This window comes from Aporhodopirellula rubra (genome assembly GCF_014192335.1).
Lineage (GTDB): Bacteria > Planctomycetota > Planctomycetia > Pirellulales > Pirellulaceae > Rhodopirellula > Rhodopirellula rubra.
Genome location: NZ_JACHXU010000002.1, coordinates 288422 through 302278, shown reverse-complemented (window position 1 = coordinate 302278; position 13857 = coordinate 288422). Strand labels below are relative to the sequence as shown.

Genomic DNA, 13857 nt, shown 5'->3' with positions numbered 1-13857 from the left:
AAGTGCATAGGGCTGCCGGGGAAGGCAATAGGATTACAACACGGATGTTGAAGATGTTGTCAGGGATTATCGAGCAAGCATGGCGTGGTGGGCCTTCCCGCTCTTCATCCGCGCCGGGACGCTCATCCCGGCAGCCCTTCTTTTCGCGGCTTCGTGCGAAGTACGATGCCGCGAATACGACTCTCGACAACATGAAACATTGGTCGCGTGCCGACGGATTGTCGGCTGCGGCTGCGAATAGCACGGACGTGCGACGTACGCTTCGTAATCGGTCGCGATACGAGGTTGCCAACAACAGTTACGCTCGCGGGATCACGCTGACGCTGGCGAATGACGTGGTTGGCACCGGGCCGCGTTTGCAAATGTTGACACCGGACGATGCCGCGAATCGTTTCGTCGAGGCGGAATTCTTTGGGTGGGCCGAGGCGGTTGGATTGGCCGAAAAGCTGCGGACGATGCGGCTTGCTCGTGTTTCGGACGGTGAATCGTTCGGGTTGCTGACTAGCAACGAGCGAATCGACGCAAAAGTAAAACTCGATCTGCGATTGATCGAGGCGGACCAAGTTGCCTCACCAACACTGGTTGCTGACCGCTCGCGATACATCGACGGCATTCAGTTTGATGACGACGGAAACCCGATCACTTACGACGTCCTGCGTGAACATCCTGGCGATGTGACATTCACGATCGACGAAGAATTCGACACGGTGCCGGCCGCTGCAGTGCTGCATTACTTTCGCTGCGATCGACCAGGACAAATTCGCGGCATTCCCGACATCACGCCAGCGTTGCCTCTATTCGCGCAACTGCGACGCTTCACATTGGCAGTACTTGCCGCCGCCGAAACTGCTGCCGAGTTCGCCGGCATCCTGTACACCGACGCTCCGGCGAATGGAGAAGCCGACTCCGCCGAGCCGTTCGAGCCGATCGAACTTGAGAAGCGAATGCTGCTCACAATGCCCGGCGGCTGGAAGATGGCTCAGATGAAGTCGGAGCAGCCCAGTACGACGTACGCCGAGTTTAAGAAAGAGATTCTCAACGAGATCGCTCGTTGTTTGAATATGCCCTTCAACGTCGCCGCCGGTAATTCTTCGGGATACAACTACGCGTCAGGGCGTCTCGATCACCAAACCTACTTCAAGTCGATCCGAGTTGAGCAAACCCAACTCGCTCGCGTCGTACTGGATCGCTTGTTGAGTGCTTGGCTTCGCGAAGCCATTCTCATCGAGGGCTATCTGCCCAATTCGCTTCGCACACTCGATTCTACGTTCGAGCATCAATGGTTCTGGGATGGTCACGAGCATGTGGATCCCGCCAAAGAGGCCAATGCTCAAAAGATCCGTCTCGCCAGTCATACGACAACTCTGGCCATCGAATTCGCGCGGCAGGGGCGTGATTGGGAGACGGAACTCAAACAGCGGGCCAAAGAAGTGTCGCTGATGCGTGAGCTTGGTCTGTCGGCCAGCGATGAAACTCAACCCCAATCCTCAACCAAGGTCACGGAAGACAATGCCGAAGACACAGCACGCGCCGCTTGAAGCCGACGCCGAATCCGTCCCAAGTTCGCTGCGAATCGTTTGTGATGACGCGGCGACGATCACGCTCGCTGCCGCCGAGACGCCGGAAGAGGGCAAGCCTTCGCTGCGTAAGTTCTCCATGACCGCCTACACCGGTGGTGCAATGCGGCTTGGCGGTTGGCCATATCCGGTCGTTGTTGACCTAGCCGGTCTGCGTGTGACTCGGAAGTCTCGTCCGATTCTGAAAGACCACGATCGTGGCAGCATCGTTGGGCATACGGACGACATCGCGATCACTGACAAGTCGCTCGAAGTCGCTGGCGTGATTTCGGGCGTGGGTGCGACGGCTCAGGAAGTGATCGCGACCAGTGAAAACGGTTTTCCCTGGCAAGCCTCACTGGGTGCGAGTGCCGATAAGGTTGTCTTCATCCCTGAAGGAAAAACGGCGAACGCCAACGGCCGCGAGTTCAAAGGGCCGGTCTATGTCGCTCGCAAGTCAACGCTCGGCGAGGTTTCGTTCGTCGCTCTCGGAGCCGACGACGATACGGAGGCCCGCGTCGCCGCTGGCAACTACGCCGACGTCGACGAATCAACCGACACGGACGAAGAAACCGACGACCTCGAACCCGTTAACGCAAGTTTGAACATGAGCACGAAGCCGAAGCCCAAATCCAATCAAGGATCATCGCCGGTTGCCGAGATGCGGGCTCAGGCCGCGGCCGAGTCGCGTCGCATCGCCGGGATTCGCAAGGTGTGTGACAACAAACACGCGTCAATCGAGGCCGATGCGATTGAACAAGGATGGAGTGTCACGAAAACGGAGTTGACTGTTTTGCGAAGCGAACGACCGAAAGCTCCTGAGTCAGGTACGTCTAAACCCGGATTCACTCGCGAAATCCTCGAAGCCGCGGCATGTTTGTCGGTCGGTATTGACGAAAAAACGTTGCTTGCCAGCTATGGTGAACGCACCTTGAACCAGGCTGATCCGATGCGAAACATTGGTTTGAAAGAGCTGGTCGCAGAGTGCGCTCGCATGGAAGGCATCGACGTACCGCGTGTCTTTGGTGACGGAACCGCGACGATCCGTGCTGGGTTCTCAACGATGAGCCTGCCGAGCATCCTCGAAAACGTGATGAACAAGACGCTGCTGGCGGCTTACACCAACACGCCGATCGCTGCATTTGATCTGTGTAGCGTCGGCACCGTGTCCGACTTCAAGGAAGTCTCACGCTACCGTTTGCTCGGAACGGGCGGGTTTGAACAAGTTGCTCCCGACGGTGAACTGAAACACGGCAAGTTGTCCGAGCAGAAGTACAGCAACAAGGCGGACACCTACGGTCAAATCTTGATGCTGACTCGGCAAGACATCATCAACGATGACTTGTCGGCTTTCATGGACATCCCGCGTCAAATGGGACGCTCGGGTGCCGAGTCAATCGACGACTTGTTCTTCACACTACTGCTCAAGAACGCGGGATTCTTCAGTGGCGGAAATGGCAACTTGCTCACTGGGACCGACACGAAGTTCGGGCCGGACAGTTTGACCGTTGCCAAGACCACGTTCCGTAAACAGAAGGCTGGCCCTGGCAACAAGCCGAAGGATCAAAAGCCAATCAACATTCGGCCCGAGTACTTGGTCGTTCCAGTCGAGCTGGAAACCGAGGCGGAACTGCTGATGGGTTCAGCTCAGTTGATGATCGACGCTCAGGGCTCACCGACCAAGATTCCCGTCGACAACCCGCACCGCAACAAGTACCGCGTCATCAGCACCCCGCATTTGTCGGACTCGTACTACACCGGCGCGAGCGGCAAGGCTTGGTTTCTGTTCGCCAACCCAAACATCCTGCCTGCGTTCGAGATCGTTTTCCTCAATGGTCGTCGCACGCCGGTGATCGAACGAGTCGAAATGCCTCCGAACATGCTCGGCATGGGATTCCGCTCCTACATCGACTTCGGTGTGAATTCTCAAGATCACCGCGCCGCAGTGAAGGTCACCGGCGAAGCGTGATCCGTGGGATAGGCATCTTGCCTGTCGTCGAAACAAAACCATCCATTCTCGTTTGAGGTTCTCATGTCCGCAGCAGATTTTGTTCAAGAGGGAGCGGCGGTCGACTACACACCCGACGCCGACCTCCCTGCCGGCAGTGTCGTCGTTCAAGGCGAACTGGTCGGCATCACCAAACACGACATCAAAGCCAACGTGCTGGGCGCAATCAGCGTCGAAGGGGTCTTTGACGTCGCCAAGGATCCCGCGATCTCGGTGTCGGCCGGTGCCAAGGTGTACTGGGACGCGACCGCTGGCCAATCGGTGACGACTGCGACCGGCAACAAGCTGCTCGGCAAGGCCGTGCTTTCCGCTGGCACCAACACACCGACCGTCCGCGTTCGACTGAGTCAATAAGGGTGGTCATGGCGTCGATCAGCCAAGTAACGGCCGACCGGGCCAAGGCGATCGAACGTCTCGTGTTCGCCGACGACCGCAAGACCAGCCAGTGGCTTAGGGCATCGCCGTTCGCAACGTGCTTCTGCATCGCCGTCGCTTCGACTGAAGCGACGTGGCGGGTGCAAGCTTTATTGCCAGACGAAGAAATCGTGCAGCTCGGTTACTACGTTCGCTCGTCCACAACGGGCAGCAAACTTTTCAACACGTCCAAGCCGCTTTACTTGAAGCCGGAAGTGATGTGTGGACTGCCCATTCGCTTCGTTTCGACAGTCGAACAAATCAATCCGATCCTATGGGTCATTTTCAAGAGTTAAGGAGCACTCACTGCATGAACGCAACACTGCGAGCCATCATTGCCGCGTGCGTCCTGTGTCTGGCGAGCGGTTGTTTGCCAGAGCGACCAATCCAGGTGCGTCCGCTTCCAGCCCCCGCGCCGGAGCAACCCGCGGCCAACTTGCCCAACAAGCTGCATCAACGCAATTGGACCGGCAAACTCAATCAAGGAAGTTGCGTTCACGCGTCGCTGGTTAATCACTTGCGTTGGCTCAACGAGTTTGAACTCGGCGAACGTTGGCGGTCGACGTACAGCGACGGTGAATATGACTCGCGTTTGCGAAGCCGACTCAATGCGGCCGACATCGACTACAGCTACACGATCAAAGCCGACCCGCGTTTTCTCGATTGGGCAACGGCGACACGACGCGGAGCGATTCTGTGGTGGAAGCCAGCCCACTGTTGCACTTTCGTCGGCTGGGTGAATCGGGACGGACGGCAATACGCAGCGATTCTCGACAACAACTATCCCGGCCGGTTTGAACTCACGCCACGCGAACAGTTCGTTCGCCTTTGGGCTGGCTATGGCGGATTCGCACTCACGGTCCTCGACGACCCAGCCAGTTCCCTGCCCTATCGAAGTTATGAGGTGATTCAATGAACGATGGAATTCGGATTCGATTGAGCCTGGGGCTCGTCGCGTTGGCGATCATTCACGCCGTACTCCTTGGCACCGTGTTCACGGCACTTCGTCCGTGTCCAACCGTCCAGCCCGACGACGATGCTTGGAGTGTCCCCAATGCCGTGCCGCCTGCTCCGCGCGTAGGCAGGATCGAAAAGCTTGACGAGCCGCAGTCAGTAAACCTGAGTGCTCAAGGCGAGATCAAACAGCAGTCGGTTTCGATCTGTCCGACATGCGAGCCGACAACGATCTACACACCGACGATTGCTCCACAACCCGTGGTGCCGGTCGCAGCACCGCAACCTCAACCATCAAAGAAGAAGTATCAAATCGCCTTGTTTATCGGCAGTGATGCGAAGAGCAAGCAACTACTCGATTGGTTCAACCATGATCCGAAGCTGTATAAGCTACGGACGGACTGTGACTTCCAGGTCTACACGTCTGGAAATGCACTCTATCAAACGCGATTCGCCAGCATTGTTCCCGTCGAACAGTTTCCTGTCGTGCTGTTTCAGGACAACACAGGCGGACACGTTCATGCGGCAGGCCGAACGATGTTGCCGGCCACGGCGGCTGAGTTGTACGCCGATCTTCACCAGGGCTATCAACTTTACCAACAGACTCGGCAAGCCCAAAAGACTGGCGCACTGAAGACGCGAGGCTATTCGTGGGACGACGCGATCTCGCCGAAGTTGCAACTCAACTCCGAGGACTGCCCCGACGGGTACTGTCCGGTTGAACCGACCGACGGCTGGCGACCGGGTAACCGAGATCGCGATGGTGTGCGTGACGTTCTCTTCGACAGGGCGAACGAAACTCGCAATGCCTTGCTTTGGGCATCGGCAGGCGAACTGGCAACCATCGCGATGATCGTGCTTGCCGTCTTTCTACTCGGATTCATTCTCATCAAGCGAGGTATGTGAGCAAATGACGTTACTAACCGGAATCGCAACCGTCGTGGTGTTGCTGTTGATTGCCGTCGCCTTGTTGCCATCGAAAACGCGTGACAAGGACAGCAATCAGGCAGCTAGCGTTCTCAATCCCTTTCAATCGCCAGCAACTCCAGTCAATCTGCGTGAGCAGCAATTGCAGGAGGAATCCGATGCGATCGCCAGCGAGTACCAACGGCGATCCAACGAAGCGTGGCTGGACGAGTTGAGTGATAAGGCATCGACATTGTTGAAAGCCCCAGCGAAACCAGCGGCACGCAAATCGTGACCGACATGCTGCATCGCGGGCAGTCCTGGTTGGCTGAGAAGCTGACCAAGCATGCCTCGCAAGACGTGGTCTATCAACGCGACGATGTCTCCGTCGAGTTAACCGCCACGATCGGCAAGTCGGAATACGAACAGGACGACGGTGACGGTGTCATCACGCGTGCTCAGGTCCGCGACTTTCTGATTAACACGAAGGACTTGCTGCAATCGGACATCGGCACTTGGCCCCGACGTGGCGATCGCATCCTTGAAACCGATGGCGACACGACCTTCGTTTACGAGCTGATGTCGATCGGGAATGAGCCGCCATGGCGATACAGCGATCCCTTTCGCGTCAAACTCCGCATCCACACCAAACTGGTTGACACGATCACATGACAGCAACGCCTGCCACCGTCATTCAAATTGCCGAAAGCGTCGTCGCGGAAATCAACGCCGGCTCTTTCAGCAAGACCAACCTCTCCGCGCAGCGACTCTACGTCCCCAACTTCGATCTCGAAGACATGAAGGAACTGCGGGTCACCGTTGTACCTCGCGAGGTTGAATACCTGCCGCTCGATCGTGCGTCGAACAAGTATCACGCGACAATCGACGTCGCAGTTCAGAAGAAGTTCAGCAAGGGCGATGCCAAAGAGATTGACCCGCTGGTGTTCTTTGTCGAAGAACTGGCCGACTACTTCCGGCTCAAACGACTCAATTCGTTCGTGGCGGCCCGCTGTATCAAAGTTGAAAACTCCGTCCTGTACTCCTCCGAGCATTGGACTCAGTTCAACCAATTCACGAGTCTGCTTTCGTTGACGTTTGAGCTGGCGAAATGATGCACATTCGGGCTCGCGTGCATTTCACACCGGGCCAACTGAAAAAGAAGGTCAACCAAGCGACCTTCAAAAGCCTCGGTCATGCAGCTGGCACTGTCCGGACAACCGCCAAACGATCCATCCGCAAACGCAAGAAGCCATCCAACCCCGGATCTCCGCCCAGTTCGCCGACCGGAATGCTTCGTCGCGTACTCCGCTACGAGGTGGACCGCGAACGCGAAGAAGCCGTCATCGGTCCGGTGAATGAAATCGCTGGCCGGTTATGGAACCTGCACGAATTCGGTGGCGTTGTTACCAAGCGACGCAAACTGAAGCGACATCGGTTTCGCGTCGGCGAGCACGGTCCGATCCGAGCGAAACAGCCCGGCAAGTTCGCCCGCATCAAGTTGCTGACGGTCTCTCAAGCCAACCGAGCCACACGACTGATCGAAGAAGAGAACGAACGACGTGGAGCCGGCAAGCCACGACGCTATCCGAAACGCCCGTTCATGAAACCAGCCCTCATCGCCAACCAAGCTCGCCTGCCAAAGTTCTGGCGCGACTCGGTGAAATAGTCTCTCGACCCAGGATGGAATCGAAACATGTCAGCAGAAGTGAAACTCGGTCTCGATGCCGTTCTGACCATCGACGGGGCCGAGATCAAGAACGTCAAAGACTTGACGGTCAATCTCGAAAAGGCCGAGGCCGACGCATCGACTCGTGACAACAACGGCTGGCGAGCCACAGTCGGCACTCTGAAAGACGCGTCCATCGAATTCACGGTGCTCAATAAGAACGGCGACACCGCGTTCGGGATGCTGCAAGGTTTATGGAGCAGCGGAACGCCGACAGACGTTGGCATTTCTGATGCCGGTGGCTCGCTGACGCTGACATGTGAAGTCATGAACTTCAATGTCAATCAAAACCTTGAAGAAGTCGTGTCGGCCGACGTCACCTTGAAACCAACCCAATCATCGTCCGGCAGCGGCATGAACGTCGGTAGCGGCACGCCCTAAGTAATCCTCGGAATGGAACTCCATGCAGAAATTCATTGATCGTCGCGGTCGCGTCTGGATCGTCGATATCGACAACACCACGCTTCGCCGCGTGAAGGCTCTCACCGACGTGCGATTGCTCGACGCGATCGACGGTGACCTGGTCACTCGGTTGTCGAGCGACCCATTGTTGCTGGGCGATGTGTTGTTCGCCATCTGCAAACCACAAGCTGACCAACAAGACGTTGACGACGAGTCGTTCGCCGAGGGCCTGGCTGGCGACTCGATCGACGAAGCATGCAAGGCATTGGTCGATGCGTTGGTCGCGTACTTCCCGGAGTCCCGTCGCCGTCTTCTGCGGAAGGCGGCCGACAAGCAGAAGATGATCGAGACGCGGGGCTTGGCGGCGATCGAGCAGCGACTGGACGATCCGAATCTGGTGGACCGGATTGTGGAGGACCTAGAGCGCAAACTCGCGGTGCCGACATTGAGCGACTCATCATCCGACTCGCCGGCATCATCGGAGTCGACCCCGGACCACTGACGCTTCGACAGCTTGTCCAAATGGCCGAAGCGAAACGCCAGCACGACTGGCACATCGCCAGCAGCGTGATGGCGCTGACTGCCGAAATCAATCGCGATCGAAAGCGTCGCCGGAAACCGTTCAAGCCCGATGACTTCAATCCCTACACAGTCACGCGGTCCGTTCCGGTGAAAGCCACTGTTGAACAAGTCGCCCATCTGCTTGGCACACGATTCCAACCCCGTGAGAACGATTCTCCATGTCCCAAGTCCGAGCCGGATCCGCCTACGTCGAACTGCTGACCAAGGATGCAGCATTTGTAAAGGGTTTGCGGTCGGCTCAGAAGCGTCTGGAATCGTTCGGTGCGTCGACGCGGTTGCTTGGCACCAAACTGATGGGATTCGGGGCGGCTGCGGCGGCACCACTGGCCGGCAGCGTCGCCATCTTCTCCAGCTTCGACGACGCCATGCGGGGCGTCGCTGCGATCACCCAGGCGACTGGATCGCAACTTGAGTCACTTCGCAACACCGCGAAGAAGCTCGGAGCAACGACAAGTTACTCTGCCAGCGAAGTCGCATCTTTGATGACCGAACTTGGTCGCGCCGGATTCAAACCGGAGCAGATCGAGAAGATGACTGCCGCCGTGATGAACATGGCTCGTGCCACTGGCACGGATGCAACGCAGGCCTCTGGGATCATGGCTGCGACGATTCGCCAGTTCGGGATGGAAGCTGGCGAAGCGACACGAGTTTCCGATGGCCTGACCGCTGCCGCAAACAAGTCGTTTAATACGGTGGAATCTCTCGGCGAGGCGTTGTCTTACGCGGGCCCGGTCGCCGCCGACGCGAACATGAGCCTCGAAGAGACGCTCGCTATCCTTGGCACGCTCGGAAACATGGGCATCCAGGGCTCTTCTGCCGGTAACGCAATGCGACGGTTGCTGACGATCAGTGCCGCCGAAAGCGAGAAGTTCAAAACTACATTTGGCGTCACAACCAAGGACGCGAAGGGCAACGCTCGATCACTCGTCGATATTCTTGGCGAAGTCGCTGCAGCAACCGCGAAAATGGGAACGGCCGAAAAAGCTGAGAAACTGAACGAGGTTTTCGGACTGCTCGGCATCACCGCGGCCAGTTCGATCGGGAAGAGCGTTTCCGATACCCGCGAGTTGTATTCCGAACTGCAAAAGGCAAGCGGCATCGCTGGCAAAACCGCTGAAGAAATGGAAGGCGGACTCGGCGGAGCGTTCCGAATCCTCAAATCATCCATCGAGGGAGTCGCGATCGCCATCGGTGAATCGCTCGAAGGCAGCGTCACGACGATGGTGCAAGCCTTCAGTCGCGCGGCGTCAGGAGTGATCGAGTGGATCAACAAGAACCAAAAGATCGTGAAGATCGCTGCGGCGAGCGCCGTAGCTATCTTCACGATCGGCGCGGCATTGTTCGCCCTCGGTTCGTTCGCTGCCGTTGCATCATTCGCAGTCGGTGGACTCGCGTCGATCTTTTCATTCATCGGTGCTTCGATCGGCGTGATCGTCTCCGCCGTTGGACTTCTCTTCACGCCGCTGGGCCTCGTTGTCGCGGCAGTCGCCGCGCTCGGTGGCTATTTTCTCTATTCAACTGGGATCGCCGGCCAGGCAGTCGAGTATCTCAAAGGTGTTTTCGAGACACTCAAAGCTGATACCCTCGCCGCATTCGGTGCGATCGCCAATGCACTGGCCGCCGGCGACATCACTGCGGCCACCGAGGTCCTGTGGACGTATTTGAAACTCCAGTGGGTCAAAGGGATGACCTACATCAAAGGCCTCTGGGCCGACTTCACTCAATATATCTCTGATGTGTGGGCTGATTCCGCCTACGCGATCGGGGATGTTCTGATTGGTGCCTTGTCGGGACTCGCTGGCGTCTGGAACAGCACGCTCGGTTTCATGGCCGATGGTTGGACGATTCTCACGTCTGCCGTGCAGAAAGGCTGGAACAACACGATCGGGTTCCTCAAAAAAGGGTTTCTCAAACTTCACGAACTTGTTGACATCGCCGGCGATGTGTCAGTACAGATCGGCGGAGTGCTCATCAACGCATTGGCCGGCGTTGAGAACGCATGGGTTGAAACCGTCGATTACCTTGCCGACACCTGGACCGTGTTCGTCGGCCAAGTGAAGTCGATGTGGAATTCAACCGTTGGATTCCTCAAGAAAGCATGGATCAAACTCAAAGGCCTCTTCGACGACGACATCAATGTCGATGTCGAGATGGCGAAGATTGACGCTGACACTCGAGCGGCCGATGCTGCGGAAGAACAACAACGTCAGCAAGCGATCATCGAGCGTCAGCGCCGCCGATCGAAGCGAAAGGAGCAGATCGAGGCCAATCGCGTCGAAATGCAGAAAGGCATCGCCGCACAACTCGACGCCCGTCGCAAGGCTCGTGAGGGGCAGGACATCGACGCTGATATGCGGGCGATCGACGAAGAGACCGACGCGAAGAACGCGGTTGTTGACCAATCCAAGGAGCAACAGTTTCGCGAAAACGACGCGGCGCAGTCCAATCGTCAACAAATCATCGACGACACAACGGTCGGGGTGCAACGCACGCTCGATCAGATGCGAGCGGAAGCGAAAGCCGCACGCGAAGCAGAGCGGCCCACGGCTGAAGATCGCAGCAAAGAACGCGACGAGCAAATCTCGACCGCTCAGGCCGACTTTGATGCTGCCGTAGAACGTGCCAACAATGCGACGCCCCCTTCGGACGCTGCGCCAAATGCAGACGACGCTGCTCCCCCGGAACCTCCGGTCGCTCCGCCCAAAATGCCTGAGCCCGGCGCAGTCGAAATTCCCGGCGTCGATCTGCCCGGCATCGACAATCCCGAGCTGCAACCTCCCAATGCAAAAGACCTCCGTCTCGACCTGAACCCAGACGCTCAAGCGGCGATGGACCAGTTCGCAAACGGTCCGGAAACCGACCGCACCGAAGTCGCCGGCAATTTTGATGCGCGTGGTTTGGGACTTGGCAGTGGAGCGTCGACGATTCCGCAAAAGGCTCCTGAACCACTCAAGAAACTCGATCCGATTGCGGCAGAGAATGATCCCATCGAAGTCATCGTCGCGCCACAATTGAAACTGCAGCCTGAGCAGGCCAACGAGCCAAACCCGATTGGCGAGCCAGGAAACGACGTTGCCGACATCGTTGTTAATGCTCCGAGCGTCGAAGTAGTCGCGGGGGACGCACCCGTTGTGCCCGCGCCAGATGTCGTCGTGAATGCTGCGAGCGATCCGGCTATCGCTTCGCCTGATGTTCAGATACCCGACGTCAAGTTACCTGCGTCGGACACGCCCGATGTCACCGCGCCCCAGATGGTTGTTCCGGAGGTCAATGCGCCTTCGGTCGCGATCAGCCAAAAACCGATCAACATCGAGTCGCCGGCGCAGAATCCACCGAGTGTCTCGGTGCAAACCGATTCGCAATCAGTCGATCCGCCAATCGTTCACGAAAGCGATGCGACGGTCGACTTGCAAGAAGCTAACAATCAGCCCGATCTGTTGGATTCCGAAAGTCGGTCTGACCTCGAAACCGCGCCGACACTCGACATTGCTGCAATTACCGAAGCATTCGCTTCCGTCGGGCGTTCACTCGCTGCGTTTGACTCCGCGATCACTAGCAGCACGTCGCAGCTACAACTGCCTGCGATGTCCGGTGGCGAATTCAGTGAGGACATGAAGCGGGCAATCATCCAGACTGCCGAGAACACTCGACGACTTGTTGAACGTTCACAGTCGGGAGGGTTGGTGTTTAGCTGATGTCGCTCTCAACCGGTGGATACAACTTTGAGGTTGCGGCTCTCTCCGAAAAGGCGTCGCGGGGGAAATTGCATTCCGATTTCACTTCCTACGTCGCGACGAACGGCGGGGCTGTGGATCCGGCTGCCGCTGCGAGTTCTTTGTATCAATACTACAAGGCGAATCACAAGGACCTGATTCCGTATCTGCAAATCGACTCGGAGTTCATTAACCAGAAGCACGCTTTGGTTAGCGTCACGATCAACAAAACCAAACTCGATCCGGTCTCGTTCAGTACAACCGGAGCGACAACCCATCTGAATCAATCGCTGCAGACTCGTGGCATCTACTCCGCGCCGGGGATCGTAGCCCCCGTTTATCACGGTGCGATCGGCGTTAGCGATTCTGGCGTCGCCGGCGTTGACATCACTGTCCCTGCGTTTGAATTCTCCGTTCGCAAGAAGTTTGAGTTCGTTTCGACGGGATATCTGCTCGCCATGGTTGCGATGACCGGGCGAGTGAACTCGACGCCGTGGTCGATCTTCTCTCCCGGTGAAGCTCTGTTCCTTGGTGGCGAAGGCGGCGAAGACGAACAGAACTGGGTCGACGTGACTTACCACTTCGCCGCTCGACCGAACGAGTTCGCGATGACGGTTGGCAACATCACCGGAATCACGAAGCAAGGTTGGGACTACTTGTGGGTCAAGCACGGCGAGAAAGTGGTCGGCGATCGCGTGCTGCAAGTTCCTGAGGCAGCTTACGTTGAGCAGGTCTATCACGGAGGAAACTTCAACGTGTTGGGAATCAACTGATGACCCGACGCGTGAAACCAGGCGATCAGTTCGCGATCACCGCCGCTGAATACAACCGTCTGCTCGTTGCTGCGGAAGCCTCGCATCGCAATCGACTGCCAGGCGGAGGTGGTCCACGCACGCATTTACGGAATGCTGCAACCGTTCGCGTCCACAACCTGTCGGCAACGACGGTCCCAATTGGCGGGATCGTTGGTTTCGAGTCGCCGCTGACCGATCCGACCGTTGGGCCGATGGAACTGGCCCGCTTCGTTCGCGACGCGACAATCCGATGCGTTCGGCCTACAGAAGATGAACACACTGGTCGCGTTGGGGTCGCCATCGAACCGATCGCGGAAGACAAAGTCGGACGCGTGGTGTTCGATGGCGTTGTGGCCGCGCGAGTCAACGTCGTCAAAACTTGGCACAAGTTTGCGGATGTTGGCGAATCGGCCGGTGACACACTGCAATCGAAACCGGATGGATCGGCACAGATTCTCTGGCGACGCGACCTCAACCAACTCGGTGACCAATGGGCAGTCGTTCGGGTCGGTCGGCCCGCTGATCCGGTTTACCTTGTCGAGGTTCCGATTGGTGGCATCGCTGGCCGACGAGGGATGCGGACCGGCAGCGCAGACTGTGACCTCTATCAACTCGATAAAGCAGGCGAGATCGAAGCGGTCAAGGATCCGGCAGGCGACACAGTACGAATCACCGCTCGGAATCACTCGGCGCAGCGTATTCGCGGACCGATCGCCGATTCGCCGAAACAATACCTTGAAGTGCAATTTGACGGCCAGCGATCTTGGGTGATCGACCCGCCGAAACAAACGCTTCTATGCAA

15 protein-coding genes are annotated in these 13857 nt (G+C 57.5%); 14 read left to right on the top strand and 1 reads right to left on the bottom strand.

Features of this window, described 5'->3' with window-relative positions:
- Nucleotides 1-44: 44 nt before the first annotated feature.
- The 14 genes from FHS27_RS03600 to FHS27_RS03535 all read left to right on the top strand — a co-directional run bounded on the left by FHS27_RS03600 (nt 45) and on the right by FHS27_RS03535 (nt 13034).
- Nucleotides 45-1538, top strand: coding sequence for a phage portal protein (locus FHS27_RS03600; protein ID WP_184301789.1), 1494 nt, complete (start codon nt 45-47; stop codon nt 1536-1538).
- On the top strand, nt 1510-3525 hold the full coding sequence (locus FHS27_RS03595; RefSeq protein WP_184301787.1) for a phage major capsid protein: 2016 nt from the start codon (nt 1510-1512) through the stop codon (nt 3523-3525). The genes FHS27_RS03600 and FHS27_RS03595 overlap by 29 nt, the downstream gene beginning before the upstream one ends.
- 63 nt (nt 3526-3588) lie before the next feature.
- Complete coding sequence (locus FHS27_RS03590) at nt 3589-3918, top strand: DUF2190 family protein (protein WP_146459085.1); 330 nt, start codon at nt 3589-3591, stop codon at nt 3916-3918.
- Nucleotides 3919-3926: 8 nt separating this feature from the next.
- The gene (locus FHS27_RS03585) at nt 3927-4274 is read left to right on the top strand and encodes a hypothetical protein (protein ID WP_184301784.1); all 348 of its coding nucleotides are present in this window, start codon (nt 3927-3929) and stop codon (nt 4272-4274) included.
- A gap of 14 nt (nt 4275-4288) precedes the next feature.
- A complete protein-coding gene (locus FHS27_RS03580) occupies nt 4289-4894 on the top strand; it encodes a hypothetical protein (RefSeq protein WP_184301781.1) in 606 nt (201 codons plus the stop codon).
- Complete coding sequence (locus tag FHS27_RS03575; protein ID WP_184301778.1) at nt 4891-5838, top strand: hypothetical protein; 948 nt, start codon at nt 4891-4893, stop codon at nt 5836-5838. Before FHS27_RS03580 ends, FHS27_RS03575 begins: the two co-directional genes overlap by 4 nt.
- A 4-nt stretch (nt 5839-5842) precedes the next feature.
- The gene (locus tag FHS27_RS03570; RefSeq protein WP_184301775.1) at nt 5843-6133 is read left to right on the top strand and encodes a hypothetical protein; all 291 of its coding nucleotides are present in this window, start codon (nt 5843-5845) and stop codon (nt 6131-6133) included.
- Nucleotides 6134-6138: 5 nt separating this feature from the next.
- Nucleotides 6139-6510 carry a hypothetical protein gene (locus FHS27_RS03565; RefSeq protein WP_449224076.1) on the top strand — a complete coding sequence of 124 codons (372 nt, stop codon included), beginning with the start codon at nt 6139-6141 and terminating at the stop codon, nt 6508-6510.
- Nucleotides 6507-6950, top strand: a complete 444-nt coding sequence (locus FHS27_RS03560) for a hypothetical protein (protein ID WP_184301770.1) — start codon at nt 6507-6509, stop codon at nt 6948-6950. The genes FHS27_RS03565 and FHS27_RS03560 overlap by 4 nt, the downstream gene beginning before the upstream one ends.
- A complete protein-coding gene (locus tag FHS27_RS03555) occupies nt 6947-7504 on the top strand; it encodes a hypothetical protein (RefSeq protein ID WP_184301767.1) in 558 nt (185 codons plus the stop codon). The genes FHS27_RS03560 and FHS27_RS03555 overlap by 4 nt, the downstream gene beginning before the upstream one ends.
- A gap of 27 nt (nt 7505-7531) precedes the next feature.
- Entirely contained in the window at nt 7532-7945 is a 414-nt protein-coding gene (locus FHS27_RS03550) for a hypothetical protein (protein ID WP_184301764.1), read from the top strand.
- A 22-nt stretch (nt 7946-7967) separates the two neighbouring features.
- Complete coding sequence (locus FHS27_RS03545; protein WP_184301761.1) at nt 7968-8468, top strand: hypothetical protein; 501 nt, start codon at nt 7968-7970, stop codon at nt 8466-8468.
- A gap of 238 nt (nt 8469-8706) precedes the next feature.
- The gene (locus tag FHS27_RS03540; protein WP_184301758.1) at nt 8707-12243 is read left to right on the top strand and encodes a phage tail tape measure protein; all 3537 of its coding nucleotides are present in this window, start codon (nt 8707-8709) and stop codon (nt 12241-12243) included.
- Nucleotides 12243-13034, top strand: coding sequence for a hypothetical protein (locus FHS27_RS03535; RefSeq protein ID WP_184301755.1), 792 nt, complete (start codon nt 12243-12245; stop codon nt 13032-13034). The genes FHS27_RS03540 and FHS27_RS03535 overlap by 1 nt, the downstream gene beginning before the upstream one ends.
- Before the next feature lie 125 nt (nt 13035-13159).
- Here the strand turns inward: FHS27_RS03535 and FHS27_RS03530 are convergent, their stop codons facing one another.
- On the bottom strand, nt 13160-13786 hold the full coding sequence (locus FHS27_RS03530; RefSeq protein WP_184301752.1) for a hypothetical protein: 627 nt from the start codon (nt 13784-13786) through the stop codon (nt 13160-13162).
- Between the last annotated feature and the right edge of the window lie 71 nt (nt 13787-13857).